The 18,173-nt window shown below is 49.2% G+C and carries 19 protein-coding genes; 5 read left to right on the top strand and 14 right to left on the bottom strand.

The features are described 5' to 3' along the window. The first annotated feature begins 39 nt into the window (after positions 1–39). Complete coding sequence (locus AC1RRX_RS02470; protein ID WP_007410065.1) at positions 40–915, top strand: TetR/AcrR family transcriptional regulator; 876 nt, start codon at positions 40–42, stop codon at positions 913–915. A gap of 36 nt (positions 916–951) precedes the next feature. Here the strand turns inward: AC1RRX_RS02470 and fumC are convergent, their stop codons facing one another. Both fumC and AC1RRX_RS02460 read right to left on the bottom strand, forming a co-directional pair. Beyond that, on the bottom strand, positions 952–2,340 hold the full coding sequence (fumC, locus tag AC1RRX_RS02465; RefSeq protein WP_108724739.1) for a class II fumarate hydratase: 1,389 nt from the start codon (positions 2,338–2,340) through the stop codon (positions 952–954). 67 nt (positions 2,341–2,407) lie between these two features. Continuing rightward, a complete protein-coding gene (locus AC1RRX_RS02460; protein ID WP_003151806.1) occupies positions 2,408–2,593 on the bottom strand; it encodes a YvzF family protein in 186 nt (61 codons plus the stop codon). A 116-nt stretch (positions 2,594–2,709) separates the two neighbouring features. On the opposite strand from AC1RRX_RS02460, the gene gerAA reads away from it, so the two are divergent. Genes gerAA through AC1RRX_RS02445 form a run of 3 tightly spaced genes read left to right on the top strand, consistent with a single transcriptional unit; the run spans position 2,710 to position 6,339 of the window. Continuing rightward, positions 2,710–4,152, top strand: coding sequence for a spore germination receptor protein GerAA (gene gerAA, locus AC1RRX_RS02455; RefSeq protein WP_108724738.1), 1,443 nt, complete (start codon positions 2,710–2,712; stop codon positions 4,150–4,152). Beyond that, positions 4,127–5,227 (top strand): spore germination protein, encoded by a 1,101-nt coding sequence (locus AC1RRX_RS02450; RefSeq protein ID WP_007410062.1) that lies wholly within the window; start codon positions 4,127–4,129, stop codon positions 5,225–5,227. Before gerAA ends, AC1RRX_RS02450 begins: the two co-directional genes overlap by 26 nt. Further along, positions 5,224–6,339 (top strand): Ger(x)C family spore germination protein, encoded by a 1,116-nt coding sequence (locus tag AC1RRX_RS02445; protein ID WP_020956323.1) that lies wholly within the window; start codon positions 5,224–5,226, stop codon positions 6,337–6,339. The genes AC1RRX_RS02450 and AC1RRX_RS02445 overlap by 4 nt, the downstream gene beginning before the upstream one ends. A gap of 42 nt (positions 6,340–6,381) precedes the next feature. Here the strand turns inward: AC1RRX_RS02445 and liaR are convergent, their stop codons facing one another. The 11 genes from liaR to AC1RRX_RS02390 all read right to left on the bottom strand — a co-directional run bounded on the left by liaR (position 6,382) and on the right by AC1RRX_RS02390 (position 16,211). Then, positions 6,382–7,014, bottom strand: coding sequence for a two-component system response regulator LiaR (gene liaR / locus AC1RRX_RS02440; RefSeq protein ID WP_007410060.1), 633 nt, complete (start codon positions 7,012–7,014; stop codon positions 6,382–6,384). Further along, positions 6,992–8,074 carry a two-component system sensor histidine kinase LiaS gene (liaS, locus tag AC1RRX_RS02435; RefSeq protein WP_003151796.1) on the bottom strand — a complete coding sequence of 361 codons (1,083 nt, stop codon included), beginning with the start codon at positions 8,072–8,074 and terminating at the stop codon, positions 6,992–6,994. Before liaS ends, liaR begins: the two co-directional genes overlap by 23 nt. Beyond that, the gene (liaF, locus tag AC1RRX_RS02430; protein WP_020956324.1) at positions 8,071–8,796 is read right to left on the bottom strand and encodes a cell wall-active antibiotics response protein LiaF; all 726 of its coding nucleotides are present in this window, start codon (positions 8,794–8,796) and stop codon (positions 8,071–8,073) included. The genes liaS and liaF overlap by 4 nt, the downstream gene beginning before the upstream one ends. A gap of 26 nt (positions 8,797–8,822) precedes the next feature. Next, positions 8,823–9,692 carry a LiaG family protein gene (gene liaG, locus AC1RRX_RS02425; protein ID WP_007410058.1) on the bottom strand — a complete coding sequence of 290 codons (870 nt, stop codon included), beginning with the start codon at positions 9,690–9,692 and terminating at the stop codon, positions 8,823–8,825. Between the two features lie 105 nt (positions 9,693–9,797). Continuing rightward, positions 9,798–10,475 carry a stress responsive protein LiaH gene (gene liaH / locus AC1RRX_RS02420; protein WP_007410057.1) on the bottom strand — a complete coding sequence of 226 codons (678 nt, stop codon included), beginning with the start codon at positions 10,473–10,475 and terminating at the stop codon, positions 9,798–9,800. Positions 10,476–10,488: 13 nt separating this feature from the next. Then, entirely contained in the window at positions 10,489–10,869 is a 381-nt protein-coding gene (locus AC1RRX_RS02415; protein ID WP_007410056.1) for a protein liaI, read from the bottom strand. A 166-nt stretch (positions 10,870–11,035) separates the two neighbouring features. Beyond that, complete coding sequence (locus AC1RRX_RS02410) at positions 11,036–12,304, bottom strand: MFS transporter (protein WP_007410055.1); 1,269 nt, start codon at positions 12,302–12,304, stop codon at positions 11,036–11,038. Positions 12,305–12,468: 164 nt separating this feature from the next. Continuing rightward, on the bottom strand, positions 12,469–13,038 hold the full coding sequence (locus AC1RRX_RS02405) for a cob(I)yrinic acid a,c-diamide adenosyltransferase (RefSeq protein ID WP_007410054.1): 570 nt from the start codon (positions 13,036–13,038) through the stop codon (positions 12,469–12,471). After that, positions 13,035–14,261 (bottom strand): ABC transporter ATP-binding protein, encoded by a 1,227-nt coding sequence (locus AC1RRX_RS02400; RefSeq protein WP_144463914.1) that lies wholly within the window; start codon positions 14,259–14,261, stop codon positions 13,035–13,037. Before AC1RRX_RS02400 ends, AC1RRX_RS02405 begins: the two co-directional genes overlap by 4 nt. Further along, on the bottom strand, positions 14,258–15,304 hold the full coding sequence (locus tag AC1RRX_RS02395) for a FecCD family ABC transporter permease (RefSeq protein ID WP_020954312.1): 1,047 nt from the start codon (positions 15,302–15,304) through the stop codon (positions 14,258–14,260). Before AC1RRX_RS02395 ends, AC1RRX_RS02400 begins: the two co-directional genes overlap by 4 nt. Continuing rightward, the gene (locus AC1RRX_RS02390) at positions 15,267–16,211 is read right to left on the bottom strand and encodes an ABC transporter substrate-binding protein (protein ID WP_012118415.1); all 945 of its coding nucleotides are present in this window, start codon (positions 16,209–16,211) and stop codon (positions 15,267–15,269) included. The genes AC1RRX_RS02395 and AC1RRX_RS02390 overlap by 38 nt, the downstream gene beginning before the upstream one ends. Positions 16,212–16,398: 187 nt before the next feature. Here AC1RRX_RS02390 and AC1RRX_RS02385 point away from each other — a divergent pair, with 187 nt between their 5' ends. Further along, positions 16,399–17,190 carry an SDR family NAD(P)-dependent oxidoreductase gene (locus AC1RRX_RS02385; protein ID WP_007410049.1) on the top strand — a complete coding sequence of 264 codons (792 nt, stop codon included), beginning with the start codon at positions 16,399–16,401 and terminating at the stop codon, positions 17,188–17,190. Positions 17,191–17,241: 51 nt separating this feature from the next. Here the strand turns inward: AC1RRX_RS02385 and AC1RRX_RS02380 are convergent, their stop codons facing one another. After that, a complete protein-coding gene (locus tag AC1RRX_RS02380) occupies positions 17,242–18,120 on the bottom strand; it encodes an SMP-30/gluconolactonase/LRE family protein (RefSeq protein ID WP_007410048.1) in 879 nt (292 codons plus the stop codon). Between the last annotated feature and the right edge of the window lie 53 nt (positions 18,121–18,173).

Raw genomic sequence — 18,173 nt, 5'->3', positions numbered from 1 at the left:
AGCACAAGCCAGCCTCCTGGCTCCGAAAGGGTGGAACCATTGAAGGAAAAAGAAAAGCTGATCATTGAAGCAGCAATCAAACTGTTTGCCCGAAAAGGGTACAAATCTACATCGGTTCAGGAAATCGCCGATGAATGCAAAATCTCAAAAGGCGCTTTTTATCTTTACTTTCCTTCCAAAGAAGCACTGCTCCTATCCATGCTGAATTACTACTATGATAAAACGTTTACCCGAATCACGACGATCCAAACGGAGGGTGACAGTCCGAGAGCCGCTTACCAAAAACAGCTTGCGGTGTTTTACGAATCGATTCTCGCCCATCAGGATTTTATTACCGTGCAGATGAAAGACGGTTCACTTCCTTATACCGAAGAAGCGGCGCAGTGCGGAAAGAGAATCCGCCGGTCGATCCTGCAGTTTCATATCGACAGTCTTCTTGCGATTTACGGAGAAAAAGCTGAACCATACACAGCCGAGCTTTGTTTTTTAATAGAAGGAATCAGTCAGATGTATCTTGAATATCTCATTCTGACCGGCCGGTCCGTACAGCCTTCGCTTTTGGCAAATACCGTGATTCACAGAATTGATGACATCGTAAACGGAATGGCGGACAGACATGATGAAGCGTTTATTTCTCTTGATGAGGCAAGCTCACTGTTTGGGCCCCTTCATAACGGGCAGCCCGATCCTTTAAGCCAATCGATCTTGCAGACCCTCCGCACGCGCATCGGCACGATGGATAAGACGCAAGCATCTGAATTCACCGAGAGCTTGGATATTCTGGAAGCGGAAATGAAGAAAAAGTCGCCGAAACCGGCAATCATCAAAGGAATGATTTTGAATTTGAAGGAATCCGACCTGCTGGCTGAAGATGCAGAACAGCTCAGATTTTTACTGAAACAGCAGTTTATTTAGAAGAACGGCCGCAATGACTGCAGCCGTTCTTTCTTTTTATGCTTTCGGGTGCACCATATCTTCCGGACGCACCATTTCATTAAATTGTTCTTCTGTCAGAAGGTTCAGCTGTAATGCCGCTTCTTTCAGCGTCAGGCCTTCTTTGTGGGCAAGCTTGGCGATTTTCGCGGCGTTTTCATAACCGATGTGCGGGTTAAGCGCCGTAACAAGCATTAATGAGTTAGAGAGATTTTCCTGAATCGTCTCTTGGTTCGGCTCAATACCGACAGCGCATTTGTCATGGAAGGAATTCATTCCGTCACTGAGCAGCTGCACGGTCTGCAGGAAGTTATAGATAATAACCGGTTTGAAGACATTCAGCTCGAAGTTTCCTTGGCTGGCCGCAAATCCGATTGTCGCGTCATTTCCCATCACTTGCGCGGCGATCATTGTCAGCGCCTCACTTTGCGTCGGGTTGACTTTGCCCGGCATGATAGAGCTTCCCGGCTCATTTTCAGGAATGACGATTTCGCCGATTCCGCAGCGCGGGCCGCTTGCCAGCCATCTGACATCGTTGGCAATCTTCATCAGGTCGGCAGCCAATGCTTTTAACGCGCCGTGAACGTGAGTGATTTCATCATGGCTTGTGAGCGCGTGGAATTTGTTAGGCGAACTCTTGAATGTCTGCCCCGTTACTTTTGTGATTTCTTCCGCGACGAATTCACCGAACTGCGGATGGGCGTTGATTCCCGTGCCGACTGCCGTGCCTCCGATGGCAAGCGCGCGGATTTTTTCCGTTGACTCAAGAATCATTTCTTTCGAACGGTCAAGCATGTATACCCAGCCGCTGATTTCCTGTCCGAGCGTCAGCGGAGTGGCGTCCTGCAAATGCGTGCGTCCGATTTTCACAATATCCTGATAAGCTTTCGCTTTTTCATCAAGCGTCGCGCGCAGCTGATCAAGCGCCGGAACGAGCTGCTCATATACGGCAAGAACCGCCGCAACGTGCATCGCCGTCGGGAATGTATCGTTTGAGCTTTGACTGCGGTTGACGTCATCATTCGGATGAATCTTCAGCTCGGAATTTTTTTCTTTCAGTAAAGCAGTCGCGCGGTTGGCCACCACTTCATTCATGTTCATGTTGCTTTGCGTGCCGCTTCCCGTCTGCCAGACAACGAGCGGAAAGTTATCGTCGTATTTGCCGTTTAAAACCTCGTCACATACAGCGGCAATCGCCTGTGCTTTTTCAGACTCTAAGTTGCCGAGGCGTTCGTTGGCGATCGCTGTGCTTCTTTTCAATATTGCAAACGCCTTCACAACACGCTGAGGCATTTTTTCTGAACCGATTTTGAAGTTCTCTTTGCTGCGCTGTGTCTGAGCGCCCCAAAATTTATCTGCCGGAACTTTAACTTCTCCCATGGTGTCTTTTTCAATTCTGTAGTCCATTTATGTATCCCTCCATAACAGTTGCTTCACCCTGAGTATTATTCGCCAGTAACAGATGAAACCCTTTTTATTTTTCGGCCTTGGCCGTTTTTAATTTCAGCTCAAGATAGACGCGCGAATCCTTAGAGTATTTATACTTCGGATTTGTTTTACGGTATTCTTTCGACGTGTAAGCCACTTCGTAATGCGCTTCAAATGATTTGATGAGCTGTTCAATTTCTTCGGCATTCCCTGCCAGTCTGACTTGTGCCACATCTCTCCTCCGCTTTCATAAAAAAACTTGTACCATTAAATACTTTATCATAGTATATCATTTTTTTAACAGGAAAAGATAACCTCAATTAAGGATTGGAAGGCGGGTGACTGTCGTTGGCGCAATCGGAATTCAAGGAATACATACACGTTAACCTGGCACTGGTGCTTCCCCACGTAGAGCAGAATGATGACCTGGTTCAAAATAAAAAGATGCTTCCGAACGGGCTTGTTTTTTATTATATGTATCTGAGTGAAATGAACGATGAAGACAAAATAAAAGAAGCGATTGAAACGCTGCTTCGGGAAGAAGACACTCTGACGCTGGATACGGTGTCGAAACGTCTTGATAAGATTGACGCCCGTCCCGTCTTTACGTCGAAGGAAGCCGTCATCTCCATTCTGCGGGGAAAATGCGCCTTATTTATTAACGGACTTGACAGCGTATACATTTTGTCCACGGGAAAAAGAGAAAAAAGAAGCGTGAATGAACCCACATCCGAAAAGGTCGTAAGAGGTCCGAAAATCGCCTTCATAGAAGATTCTGATACAAACGTCGCCATGATCAGGCAGCGCACGAACCATCCGAAGCTGAAAACGAAAAAGGTTCCGATCGGAGAAAATAAGTTAAAATACGCCACGGTCATGTACATAGATGATAAGGCGGACCCATCTGTCGTCAGCGATGTTGTAAAGCGCCTCAGCGAAGTGAAGATGGACGACATTCAGGATTCCGGAACGCTTGAGGAGCTTATTGAGGATAATAAGTATTCGCCCTTTCCGCAAATACAAAATACGGAACGGCCTGATAAAGTCTCTTCCGCCTTGTTCAACGGCCGCGTCGCCATCCTTGTCGACAACTCGCCGTTTGCGCTGGTGGTTCCGGCTTCTTTAGGAATTTTAATGCAGTCTCCCGATGATTATTATGAACGGTGGATTTCCGCCTCGCTCATCCGGGTGCTGCGGTTTACGTCTATTTTTATTACGCTGTTTTTTTCGTCCATTTATATCGCCCTCGTTTCGTTTCACCAAGGGCTGCTGCCGACGTCGCTTGCAGTCACCATCGCGGCGAACAGAGAAAACGTTCCCTTCCCGCCTATCATTGAAGCGATGGTAATGGAAATTACGATAGAGCTGCTGAGAGAAGCGGGCTTGAGGCTTCCCAGCCCGCTCGGCCAGACGATCGGATTGGTGGGCGGAGTCGTCATCGGCCAAGCGGCCGTTGAAGCGAATATTGTCAGCTCCATCATGGTCATCGTGGTCAGCATTGTCGCGCTTGCTTCATTTACGGTGCCGCAGTACGGGATGGGTCTGTCATTCCGTGTGCTCCGTTTCATTTCGATGTTTACCGCCGCAGCTTTCGGGCTGTACGGCATGATTTTATTTATGCTGGCGATCTACACTCATTTATCGAGACAGCGAAGCTTCGGTTCTCCATATTTCTCGCCGAATGGATTTTTCAGCTTAAAAAACGCAAACGACTCTATTCTCCGTCTCCCTATTAAAAATCAACCAAAAGAGGCGAAAAACGTAAATGAGCCAGAAAACAACTCTCAATAAGCTTACAAGCTATCAAGGGACGGCATTGATTTCCAACACGATGCTCGGGGCGGGACTCCTTACCATGCCGCGGTCGCTGTCATCAAGGGCGAATTCGCCGGACGGCTGGATTGCATTATGTCTGGAAGGCGTCATCTTTATCTTTTTGATTTATCTCAATACGCTCATTATGAAAAAGCATCAGTACGGATCATTGTTTGATTATATGAACGAAGGCCTCGGCAAATGGGCGGGAAATATCGTCAATCTTATGATCTGTCTCTATTTTATAGGAGTCGCCAGCTTCGAAGCCCGGGCGATGGCGGAAATGGTCAAATTCTTTTTATTGGAAAGAACGCCTGTGCCGGTTACGCTGTTTATCTTTATCGCCTGTTCCGTTTATTTAATTATCGGCGGCATGAGCGATCTCGGCAGGCTCTTTCCTTTCTATTTAACGATTACGATCATTATTTTGCTGGTGGTGTTTTCTTTCAGCTTTAAAATATTTGATCTGGACAACCTGCGGCCGGTGCTCGGACAGGGGTTTTCTCCCGTTATGGCTTCCTTGACCGTCGTTTCTGTTTCATTCTTAGGAATTGAGATTATGCTGTTTCTCCCTGAGCACATCAAAAATAAAAAGCACACGTTCCGTATGTCGGCCATGGGCTTTGGCATCCCGATTATTTTATACATCATTACCTACGTGCTCGTCGTCGGCGCCTTAACCACCCAGGATGTCAAAACAATGATCTGGCCTACGATTGCGCTTTTTCAATCATTTGAAATCAAAGGGCTTTTTATCGAAAGATTCGAGTCTTTTTTGCTTGCCGTCTGGATTATCCAATTTTTCGCCACCTATGTATCGTACGGATATTTCGCGACATCGGGTCTTAATAAAATTTTCGGGCTGAAGCACAAAAAGGGCATCATTTTCGTAGGCATTGCGACATTCTTCGGATCATTGATGCCCAAAGACGCTAACAAGCTGATGCTGTTCAGTGATATTCTAGGCTATATCTTCTTGGTTTTCTTTTTGCTGCCTTTACTGATGTTTGCAGTCGTCGCTGTGAAAAGGAAGGTGAAAAAAGCGCAATGAAGAAATATATCGTAATCATTCTTTGCACATTGCTTTTAGCCGGATGCTGGGACAGCCGCAATATAGAAGATTTGAGTCTCGTTATCGGCGTCGGGCTCGATAAACCCGAGGAAGAAAACGTGGAAGTGACGCAGCAGATTCTGGTTCCGCAAAAAGCAAGTTCCCAGCAGTCGTCGTCAGGGAGCGACACGACAAAGGTGACTTCCACTTCCGGAGAAACCGTCCATCAAGCCTTACGAACGGCATCATTAAAAAATCACCCCGCTTTCTCCCAGCACTTGCGTATCATGCTGTTTTCCGAGGCGCTGTTAAAGGACGACATCCCGCTTGACGCATTGATGAACCAATTTATCAGGGACAACGGTACGAGAAGAAGCTGCAATGTGATGACGGTGCCGGATAAAACGAAAGATATTTTCAAAATCAGTGACCAAGGAGAGCCTGCGTCAAATACGATCTATGACTTAACGGAGAATAATGCGGTCACCATCCGGATGATGGAGCCCGTGACATTGGGGGAAATATCCGAGAGAATCGCCAAGGGCGAGACCTTTGCCCTTCCTCAAGTTCGCCAAGTGGGCAGCAGACTGGAAATCTGGGGCGCTACCATTATTAAAAATAAATTCTGGTATGCGAATCTAACTCCTTTACAAGTCCAGAATATGAACCTGTTCACAGGCACGGTAAAGGGAGGCGTTACGTTTGCAAAGCATGACAATTATTATTTGTCTTTCGAGGTATTTTCCAGCAAATATGATGTAAAAACACAATATAAAAACGGAAAATTCAAGTTTATCGTTACCCGGTTTGTTGAAGGCCGTCTATCTGAGGATTGGAACCCGAAAGAAGATTCCTTCAAGGAGTCCTATATAAATGAAATCAAAAACGCGGTAAAACGCAGCATTCATTCAGATGTCATGGCATTCATTGATTACATGCAGCATGAGTTGAAAGTGGATATTACCGGGTTAGGCGATCAAGTCCGGATTCATTATCCCGATAAATGGAAAAAGATATCCTCTGACTGGGATCATCACTTCAGTGAATCGGATATTGAATACAAAGTCAAAGTCGCCATCAGGGATTTCGGAACAAAGGGAATGTCCCAATGACCCCGTTCCTCGGGAGAGTGTGCTGGCACCGCTCTCCTTTTCTTATGTCACGAGATGATTGCGGTGGGCATATACGGCTGCCTGCGTGCGGTCACTGACATCAAGCTTTGACAATATATTCGTAATGTGGGTTTTCACCGTTTTAATCGTAATGAACAGCTCTTCACCAATCTCTTTATTCGTCTTGCCTTCCGCGACGAGACAGAGGATTTCCAGTTCTCTTTTTGTCAGCGTTTCATGCGGAAGCTGATTCTCTGAATGGCGCAGCCTTGACAGCACTTTTCCCGCCACCTTCGATTCAAGCTTTGGTTCGCCCTTGGCAGCCGCTCTGATGGCTTCGGCTATTTCTGCCGCCTTGGACGTTTTCAGCAAATAGCTGAGCGCTCCCGCTTCGATCACCGGATACACTTTGTCGTCATCAATAAAGCTCGTCAGCACGATGATTTTCGGGTCATTGAGTGTCGCGCAGATCTGTTTTGTCGCTTCGATACCGTCCATGCCGTCCATGACGAGGTCCATTAAAATCACATCCGGCAAAAGCTTTGCGGCCAGATCGACGCCCTGCTGCCCGTCTGATGCTTCACCGGCGACTTCAATGTCCGGCTGTGCTTCTAAAAATGCGGCCAGACCCATCCTGACCATTTCATGATCATCAATCAGTAACACTCGAATCACTGTCGTTCTCTCCTTTTGTTTTCTGATAAATCGGGACTTTCACGTCGATCTGCGTGCCTTTTCCCTTTACGGAGATAATTTCCGCTATGCCGCCGATTTCACTCGCTCTTTCCTTGATGGAATGCAGGCCGTATGAGGATGCTTTCACTTGATCCATCGTAAAACCCGCCCCGTTATCAATGACTTTAAGCTGAAGTTTTTGATGTTTCGCGCCGAGCCTGACGGTGACCTTGGTCGCCTTTGAATGTCTGAAAACGTTGGAAAGCGCCTCCTGCACGATGCGGAACAGATGGTCTTCAACGCCTTTTGACACACCCGTATCGCTGATGTCCCACTCAATATCCAGCGGCTGCTTCGCTTTGAACTCTTTTAACAGCTCAATCAGCCCTTCTTTTAAGCCTTTTCCTTCTAAAGTGACGGGCCGCAAATGCAATAGCAGCGCTCTCATCTCGTTTTGCGCTTCCCCCGCCATATGTTCAACCATGCGAATCCGTTTGACGATTTTGTCATCCGCATCTTTCACCTGCTCTAAGACGGCGGATGTCATCATAGAAATGGCAAAGAGCTGCTGGCTGACGGCATCGTGCAGATCGCGCGCCAGCCGCTGGCGTTCTTCAGTGATGACCGATTTTTTCATTTGATCCTGCCATTCCGCCCGTTCGTTGGAGAGCTTTTGCAGCGATGTGACCTGGAGCTCGACCCGCTTGGCCATTTCGTTGAGCTGGTCTGCCGCCAGACCGATTTCATCATCGCCGAGCGGCGGCACCCGATAAGCAAAATTGCCGTTTTCAAATTTCAAAACCGCTTCAATCAGTGTATCCATCCTTGTTTTCAGGCGGCCGCCGTATACATAACCGGAAATCAATCCCGCCGAAAGAGACGCCAGAAGCAGGATCACCACAAACGGAATACCGAACCAGCCGGAAGAAAACAGCAGCATCGGGTCAAGCCCGTAATACAGCAGCATCAGCGTAATAAACACCGCGCAAAGGAGCAGACTGAGTCCCGCGGTCATCCGCATGGCGCGCCACTGAATATTGGCGAGTAATTTTTTCCTCATAAATACTTCACATCCACATCGCCGATGAATAACGAAATTGAAATTTTAATCCGCCGCGGCGAGTCGCCGTACTCAGACGATACTTTATACAGATTCGGGCTCATGCCGCTTTTCTTAGAGCCGAGCAGGTTCATATCGCCGATAAAAGCCGATGAACTGACGGACACTTCGATATCCGGCGGGACGTACACATCGACATTGCCGATGACACCGCTGATGGTCATCGTGCTTTCTCCTTCGGGAATCATCGCTTTTGACAAATCAATTTTCACATCGCCGATGAATCCGGAAACATTTAAATCATTCAGCTCAAACGGGTCCTTCATCATCCGGAGCTCGCCGATAAAAAAGCTGCGGAGGTCCGGCTGTCTGCTTTCCGTCTGGGCGGAAGGCTTTTCTTCTTTTTCAAGATTGATTTTCTTCTCTTTATGTTCATACACGCGCTTTCCTTTCAGGAGCCTGTAGCCCGCGTATATGAGAAAGGCGGCGAAGGCATAGCCGAACAGGTTAAAGGTGGCGCTGAACAGGTTCCTCAAAAATAAAAAAGCGGCGAAGATATACAGGACGGAGCCGAGCCAGCCGCGGGAATATTTATTAAAAATATAACCTGTGATCAGAAAAAAGAGCGGCCAAAACAAGAAGTCGCCGATGCCGATAATACGCAAAAACATGCTGACGCCTAATAAGGCGATGATAAGTCCGAGAATCTGTTTTTTTGCCATCAGCTGCTTGCCCCTCCTTTCCTTGACTATTGCAGTGCAATATTGCCGCTCGTCACTTTTATATCAATCGGCCTGGCGCCGCTGCCTTTCATGCCGGTAAATGCCCCGCCTTCCTTACTCGTTTTCTCAAAGGAATAAGACGGCCGAATCCTTCCGCTTGCCGTCTCGGCGTTCACCGTAAAACTTCCGTCTTTCGGCAGGCTGATCGCTGCGCTGCCGCTCGCAAGCCTGACGGATACGGGAGCATCCGCCGTCTCAAGCGAGGCATCGACACTGCCAGAAGCGACCCGCACGTCAAGGGCGCCCGCCACATGTTGAAGCCCGACATGTCCCGAGGATAAACGGACAGCCCCCGTTTTTGCCGCAAGGCCTGCTGCTGTGAGATTGCCCGACAGCCCCTTCGCTTCAAACACATCCGTCTTCACGTGCTTCAGCGACATGTTCCCGCTTACAGAACGGACGCCGAGGTGCGCAAGAGACAGCCCCTTGTTTCCGTCGACGGCAATGCTGCCGCTTGATGTATGGACGGTGATGTCCCGATGATAATCATACGGAATGCGGACAATCAGCAGAGGGCGCTGAAAGAGATTCAGAAATTGGAACCCTTTCTCCTTCGCTTTAAGATTGAGGGTCTTTCCCCTGCTTTGGACAAACATTTTCCCCGCCGGTCCCGTCATGTTTGCCGCGATATCATTCCGCGCTTCCGCGATGATTTTTACATCCGTCTGTTCCGATGAAACCGACAGGCTGTTGACGGCACGCGGCGGTATGCTTGCCGATTCCGCTTCTGTTTCGCACAACGGAAAAAAACGCCCGGCAAACACTTCTTTCACCAAAAACAGACAGCAGATCAGAACGGACGCCGCCATCAGTCCTTTGGCAATCTTACGCTTCATTACGTTCCATCCTTTTTCATTCATTTTATTATAAAGGAAAAGCCGGATAATTGATACGTGCGTATAGGGAAGAGGCGTAAACGCGCCGATCTTCCCTTGTGCACATTATTCATGAGCCGCTTTTTGACGCTCTGTTTTTTCCAGAGAAAGCGAGCGCATTTTTTCAATCTCAGCTTCCACCTCGTCTGAATATTGGGAGCGGCTGTATTCTGTGTTCGCCTCAGCTGAAGTGCCGTATTTGACGCGGACTTCCATTTCTTCAATGCGGCTTTCCATTCGAAGGAACTCTCTGTAGGCGCTTTCGCTGTCAATTTTGTCGAAAGAAGCGTTCATATGTTCCTTCGCATTTGCCGCGTTTGCGCGGGCGATGAGCGCCTGTTTTTTATCCTTTACGTCGCGGAGGCGCGTTTCTAAAGTTTCCAGCTGCTCTTTCAGCTCTGCCAGCTGTGTTTTCGCCTGCTCATACGCTTTTTCATGTTCGGCCGCTTTTCCCTCAAGGTATTTCATTTCAGTCAGCGCCTTTTTCGCCAGCTCCTCTTCCCCGGCATCAAAAGCAAGCTGAGCCTGGTTTTTCCGTTTTGCCGCCGTTTCGGAGGCGTCTTCCTGTTTTTTCTTAAACTGATGGACGATCGTATGCTGTTTGACAATCGTTTGTTTCGCCTTAGCGATGTCACTTTCCATATCACGCACATATTGATTCAGCATGACTTTCGGATTTTCTAATTTATCAAGCCCTTCGTTAACAGATGCGACGAACATATTTCTTATTCTTTTTAAGACCATTTTGTCTTCCTCCTTATTTTTTCTTCAGAAATTCTTCCCATTCAGAGTCAAATCCGGATTGATAGCCCGGTGATGCCGCTTCCGGTTCATACTGGCGGGAAGCGGTATCTGAGCCGCCCTGCTTCATCATCTTCCACCCGAAATACACCATGGCGCCGGCCAGTCCGATCGCAACGATAAATGGAAGAGAACCGACGAGAATCATAGCTCCGATGACGCCCGCGATGATACCCGATACCGCCCGGCCTTTTGAAAAACGTTTGATTCCCCAGTAAAGCATCAGGCCTCCGATCGCCAGCGGGATGATAAATGCGAAATGGCCTCCTCCGAAAAAGACAGAAAGTCCGAACACAATCAGCAGAAAGCCGCCTGCCGTTTTGCCATTTATATTCATGCAGATCCTCCTTTCGTTTTCCTTGTCTTTACTATAAACAAATCCCGCGGCCGGCAAAACGAGTCAGAGATTGATTTTCATATCAGACCGGAGTCGTATAAGCCCCCGGACCTTCGCATAAAAAAACGCCGCTGCACCGGACGGCGCAGGGCGTTTCACGAAAAATCTATATTCTGATGCTCGCTTCTTTTTCCCTGATGAGATCTGAGCGTTCGGCTTTGGCCAGCTTCGTAAAGAACAATATTCCGAGACCGGACAGGACTTCAACGAGACCGCCGGCGGCAATGACTTTTCCGGGACCGAAGGCGTTAGCCGCGTATCCGCAAAGAACCGCGCCGAGCGGAATGGATATGTTTGAGATCATATGGATGACGGCATAGACTTGCGGCTGGTCATCATGGTCCACAGACGTCTGAATAATCGTATATTCCGGCACATTAATCGCGCTGACGGCAGATCCGAACGCAAACGCGGCGAGGAAGACGAGCGGCAGAAAAGTGTTGAGGCCGGTGATGAAAAATGCCGCTCCTTCTATGATTCCCGCTGACACAAACAGGAGACCGTATTTGTTCACCTTCACCTTAGCCAAAATAAAACCCATTAAAAAGGCTCCGCCCGTGCCTGTCGCTTTCAAAAGCGAGTAGATAATCGGCGGCATGTTTAAATCTTCGGCGACATAAACGGCAGAGAGCGCCTCCCACGGAGCGGCCGCAAAATTCATGAAGATACAATAGATGGCGAGCGGGTATAAAATCTGGTGTTTCCTGACAAGAACGAAACCCCGTTTGAGCCTTCCGAAATACGTCCCGCGCTGTCTGACGGCGACTGTATCCTGTTTGGCATGCTGGACTTGGTATGACATAAAGAGTACGAGAAAACCTGATAGAAGATAGAATATGAGAGCGATAAACAAAGAATAAGCGGGACTGATAAATGTTAAGAACACCCCGCTCAGCGTAATGGCGGCAAGCCTGACGATCTGGCCTGATGACTGGATGACCGCATTCGCTTTCTGCAGGCTGTTTTCTCTGACAATATTGGGGATTAATGAGATAGATGCAGGATTATAAGCGGCTCCCGTGGCTGAATGCACAATCATAAGAAGCATGACAAACCATAAAGGAGAAAAACCGTTAAAGTAACAGACCGGAATGATCAACACGACCGCCGCGCGCGTCAGGTCGGAGAAATACATCCAGAATTTCAGCGTATGCTGCTTCATAAAAGGCCCGGTAATCGGCGCCAGCATCGCCTCCGGAAGGAACGTGACCGCAATGAGCAGGGACGTGCCGATCGCGCCTTCCCCGTCAAAAATCAAAAACCACAGAATGGAATTAAAGGCAAAACCGTCGCCTGACAATTTAACTAGCCTTGAGATAAACAGAAGGGTGAAATTTTTATTCCAGATGCTCTCGCTCTTATTATATGTATCCATCTATCAAATCCCCCATTATTTTACAATGTTTCTTATAATATCTCATTTTTTAATTTTTCAGTCAATAATGCATAAGATACATTTTCCTCCTGTCAATAAAGGTTCAATTGATGGATATCTCTATAAAAAAACAGCCGGCTTGCTGATGCCGGCTGAACAAAACATTATTCATCATCACGGAATACCGCGGCGCTTCTTTCATATTCTATATCCTGAACGCCCTGTCTTGCGTTAACCGCTCTTGCCGCCGCGAAAAAATAATCAGACAGGCGGTTCAAGTAACGCATCACCGTATCGTTTATCTCTTCTGTTTTGCCGAGTTTCACGATGAGACGCTCAGCCCGTCTCGTGACGGTCCGCGCGATGTGAAGCTGAGCAGCCGCCTTATGCCCGCCCGGAAGAATAAATTTCTCAAGCGGGGGCGCTTCAGCCGTGTAACGGTCTATGCAGTCTTCCAATGCGGAAATAGATGTCTCTCTTAATGTATAGCTTCTATGTTCAGTGACCGTCGCCAAGTCGCCGCCGCAGTCAAACAGCTCATGCTGAATGTTTCGGAGTTCGGCTTTCACATCACCGCAATTCTCACAATCATCAAGCTCCGCAAGCGCAAGCCCGATAAAGCTGTTCAGCTCATCAATCGTCCCGTAGCTTTCAACCCGCAGACTGTCTTTATCCGTTCTGCCGCCGATCAGGCTTGTCTGTCCTTTATCACCGGTTTTCGTATACAGCTTCATCGTTGTATTCCTCCTTCTTCCGCCGCTTTTACACATGCCGCGGTTCCTCTTCTGACGGCTCTTTCCGCGTGAGGGACATCCATCGCCTCTCCTGTCTGCAAGGCGCAAATGACAATGTCGCCTTTTGCCTGTCTGCCGGAAAGAGCCTGCATTCTCGCTTCAGCCGCTGCCGTTAACAGCCGTACAAATCCCTGTTCCGATAAACGTCCGCTGATCAGCACCCAAACGGTATGCTGCGCAGTCACGGCAATTGTGACCGAATCAAACGTACGGCAGATCAAACCAGCGGCCGCTGAGCCGGAAAGCCGGCGGCTCCACGAAAAGCCCGGGCCGTCAGATGCGGTTGACAACATTCTGAACGGCCGTTCTGTATGAAGCGTTACGGTATTTCCGCTTTTGTTTATCAGAGAGGCGAACGGAACGTTGACAGGCTCTCTTTCCTCCTGCGCTTCCGGCATGAAAGCGATCAGCGGTTTCGGTGACGATTGCTGGGCAACAGCGCTGACGGTGATGCCGTAAATGTCTTCAATCGTCTCTTTTTTCAAAGCCTGATCCGGCGTCTGCTTCGGAAAAGCGCGTCCGTCTTTCATCATCAGGAGCTGATCACAATATTGGCCTGCGGCGTTTAGGTCGTGAAAAATACTGATGACCGTCAGGCCTCTTTCTCTCGTCAACCGCTTCACCGTATCAAGCAGGTCTTTCTGATATTTGAGATCAAGAAAGGTCGTCGGCTCATCCAGACACAGCACCTCAGGCTGCTGAGCCAGCGCCTGCGCCAGAAAGACGCGCTGCCGCTCCCCGCCGCTCAGATTGCGGACGGATTGCTGCGCATATCGGTCGATGCCCGTCATTTCCATCGCTTCCCGGACAATGTCTTCGTCATGTTGATCCATCTGTCTGAAGAGTCCTTTTTGATACGGATATCTGCCGAAGGACACTGTTTCCTTAACGGTAAATGTAAAAGCTTGCTCCGTATGCTGCGGCAAAACGGCCATGATTTTCGCAAGTTCCCGCGGCTTGTATCCGCCGACGGGCCTGCCTGCTACGAGCCCCTCGCCTTTTGACGGAGAGAGCATTCCCGTCAGCAATTTCATCAGCGTTGTTTTTCCCGAGCCGTTCGGACCGAGTATGCCGACAAATTCACCTTTTCCGGCGGTAAAGCTGACATCTTCTACAATCATCCGGCCTCCGTACCCGCCGGACAGGCTGCTCACCCTGATCATAAGCGTTTCCCTCCATGATGCTGGCGAAGCAGAATCAAGGCAAACACAGGCGCTCCCGCCAAAGCCGTCATAATGCCGATCGGCAATTCGACAGGCTCAATGACGGTGCGGGAAAACAAATCCGCCAAAATGAGAAACCCGGCGCCCGTCAATGCTGACAGCGGCAGTAAATGGCGATGATCCGTCCCCCACAAAAGCCGTGTCACGTGGGGAATGACAAGGCCGACAAATCCGATCGTCCCCGAGACGGCAACCGCTCCTCCCGTCAGCAGAGATCCGGCGGCGATCATCAGCCATTTTCTTTTTCCCGTACTGACGCCTAACAGCCTTGCCTTTTCTTCTCCATAAGTCATAATGTTTAATTCTCTGCCATTGATAAGCAGAAGCGCCGTCCCGGCCAGAAAAAAAGGCAGAAACAGCGCGACATAGCCCCAGCCCCTCATTGACACGCTTCCTAACAGCCAGCGGACAATCGGGAGCAGATCATTGCCCGTTAAAGCGATCACAAGCGATATGAGAGCCCCGAGAAAAGAATTCATGATGATGCCTGTCAAAATGAGCGTCGAAACCGACATCGACGCATGAACGAGGCGGCTGAAAAACAGAACCGCCGCCATGACCGCAATGGCTGCGGCGATGCTGACAACCGGTAGTGTGAACCGGCCGAGGACGGGAATCTGAATGCCGAAAAACAAGGTGATAACGGCTCCCGCTGAGGCTCCCGAAGATACCCCGAGTGTATAAGGGTCGGCGAGCGGATTTTTCAGAAGTCCCTGAAACGCCGCTCCCGCAATGGATAACGCGGCTCCGACAAGGGCAGCCAGAACGACTCTCGGCAGGCGGATATTCATCATAATATTTACATTCATAGGGTCAGCCGAGGATGTCCGGCCGATCCCGATCCAAAAAACGTCGGATAAAGGAATATGCAGACTGCCGATTGAAATGCCGAGTGCCGTACAAACGGCTAAAAACAGCAGGCTGACCGTGTAGGCCAGCGGGCGGTTACTTTTTAAACGTTTCAGGATAAACGCTTTCTGCAAGCTTCTCGACCCCTTTGACAAGGCGCGGGCCTGAGCGTGTGACAAGGTCGGGATCAACAGAATAGACATTGTGGTGTTTGACCGCATTGACGGCACCCCAGCCGGCGCGTTTTTCCACTTCAGCGGCCTTTACGCCGTCTGTCGTAATGATGACGTCCGGATTCATTTTGACAATCGCTTCATCCGTCAGCTGAACCCAGCCGGTCTGGCTGCCGGCGGCGTTTTTCGCGTGTATATCTTCAAGCATTTCGTTCATAAACGTGCCTTTCCCCGTCGTGTAGCCGTCAGGAGACACTTCGACGAATACTTTCTTTTCGTCTTTTTCAGAAATGGCCGCCGCTTTCTTTTCTATGCCGGAAAGGTCGGATTTCATCGATTTGATCAGCTTATCCGCCTGCTTTTCTTTGCCGGCCGCTTTTCCGATCATGCTGATTGATTTGTACACATCTTGGAACGATTGCGCATCATTGACCGTTAAGACGGTGATGCCCGCATCTTTCAGCTGCTTCATCGCATCGGCGGAAGCGGACATAGAGGACGCGTGGGCAAGCACGAGATCCGGCTTCAGCGCGATGACTTTTTCAGCGTTCACATTCATATCTCCGACTTTCGGTTTTTTTACCGCTTCTTTCGGATATGTATCATTTGTCGTGACGCCTGCGACCTTATCTCCCAGTCCGAGCGCGTATGTAATTTCCGTATTGCTCGGCATGAGGGAAACGATTTTTTCCGGTGCCTGCTTTATGGTTACTTTTTCGTTCGCGGCATCCTTAATGGTTACCGGGAATGCTTCGGTTGAGACGGCTTTTTGTTTGGCCGCGCTTCCTTCTTCCTGTGCGCCGGAACAGCCGGCGATCACAAAGGCGGTGACCAAAAGCGCCGCCCAGACGGCAGTGATCTTCTTCATTCTTTTAACTCCCCCTGATTATGGTAAACGATTGTCTCTTTGACATTCGTATCCTTTTTTCGCAGTAATTATACTATAAGTCTTTAAGGCTTGTATATCCGGCCTTTTTGCATGAAAGCAAATTGTTCGTACACACTAAAATTCATCATGTATACTGTTACACAATGGTGTAAAAAGGAGGATTATCATGGAATTACAGCTTGAACGAAAGCTCGTTTTGATTACAGGATCAACCTCAGGCATCGGAAAAGCCGCGGCAAAAAGCTTTTTAGCCGAAGGCGCCGAGGTGATTATAAACGGAAGAAAAAAAGAAACTGTGGAACGGACGGTTGAGGAGCTTTCCGCTTACGGAACGGTCCACGGCATCGCTGCGGATTTATCGCGTCAGGATGAGGCGGATGACTTGATAAAGCGCGCAGGTGTAATCGGGGAAGTCGATATTCTCGTCAATAATCTCGGTTTTTTTGAAGTAAAAGACTTCGCTGAGGTGTCTGATGACGAATGGACTCGGTATTTTGAAGTGAATGTTATGAGCGCCGTGCGCCTGTGCCGGCGTTTTCTGCCGCAAATGCTCGAGAGAAACAGCGGACGGATTCTGAACATCTCCAGTGAAGCCGGTGTCAAACCGCTTGCGCAAATGATTCCGTATTCAATGACGAAAACGGCGTTAATCAGCTTGTCCCGGGGAATGGCGGAAATGACGAAAGGCACAAATGTCACGGTCAACTCCGTGCTGCCGGGACCGACATGGACCGAAGGCGTCGCTTCTTACATGGAAGGAGCCGCAAAGGCTGCCGGAGAAGACACAGACAGCTTCGTCCGGGATTATTTTAAAGTGAATGAACCGACATCATTGATTCAGCGCTATGCAACCCCGGAAGAAGTCGCCAATACGATTGTATTTCTCGCTTCATCAGCGGCTTCTGCCATTAATGGCACCGCACAGCGGGTTGAAGGCGGCATCATCCGCTCCATTTAACACAAAAAAGCCCGGCACAATGGGAACTTCCCCATATGCCAGGGCTTTTTTTTACATCATGCCTGCAAACGGAACCGGCTCCCAGCCGCCCGTCTCAAGCTCTGCTGAAAACAGGCCGCCCGCATGCGGCTGCTCAAGTCTTTCGGCTTCCGTCAATTTTTCCGTCGCGGTCGTAATGTATAACGTGTTCAAGTCTCTGCCTCCGAACGCGCAGCAGGTGACGTATTTCGCCGGAACTTCGATAGATGCAATTTCCTTATGCAAAAACGGGTCAATCCGGACGGCACGGCCGCCTCCGAACAGAGCCACCCACAGCATTCCGTCACGGTCAATGGTCATTCCGTCGGGAGATCCTTGCGACTTCGGAAAGCGGTAGACCGTTTTCGGATCTGATACGGCTCCGGTTTCAGGATCATATGAATAACAGACGATTTCCTGCGTCGGAGTATCGATATAGTACATCAGGTTTCGGTCCCGATCCCAATCCAAACCGTTCGAGGTGGAGACCTGGTCTTTTATTTTGGCAAGGCTGCCGTCCGTATTCAGACGGTACAGCGAAGCCTCCTCTTCTTTGCCTTCCATGCTCGTCGTTCCCGCCCATAATCTGCCGGACGGATCGCATTTTGCGTCATTGAAACGGATATCTTCCCGCATGTCTTTCGGCTGCTTCATCTTCGTCAATGTATCTTCCCGAAGATTGTACAGGTAAAAACCGTCTTTCATCGTCATCACCAGCTCTTCCTTTGAATACAAGGCCAGAGCCGTGACAAATGATTTGAATTTAACGGAACGGTTGATTCCGTCAGCCGGAGTGAAGATATGCAGCTGGCTGCCCAGTATATCCACCCAGTACAGGCATTGCTTGTCCTTATCCCATAAAGGGCCTTCTCCGATAACTGCTCTCGTATCTGCTCGTAATGCTGCTTCCATGTGTGAACACCTCTTTTGCTTGTCAGTCTTCTATTGTTATTCCCGACAAAGCG

The organism is Bacillus sp. GW821-FHT11D08 (assembly GCF_058808515.1).
The sequence above is the reverse complement of the archived record's forward strand: the minus strand, read 5'-3'. Positions and strand labels throughout refer to the sequence as shown.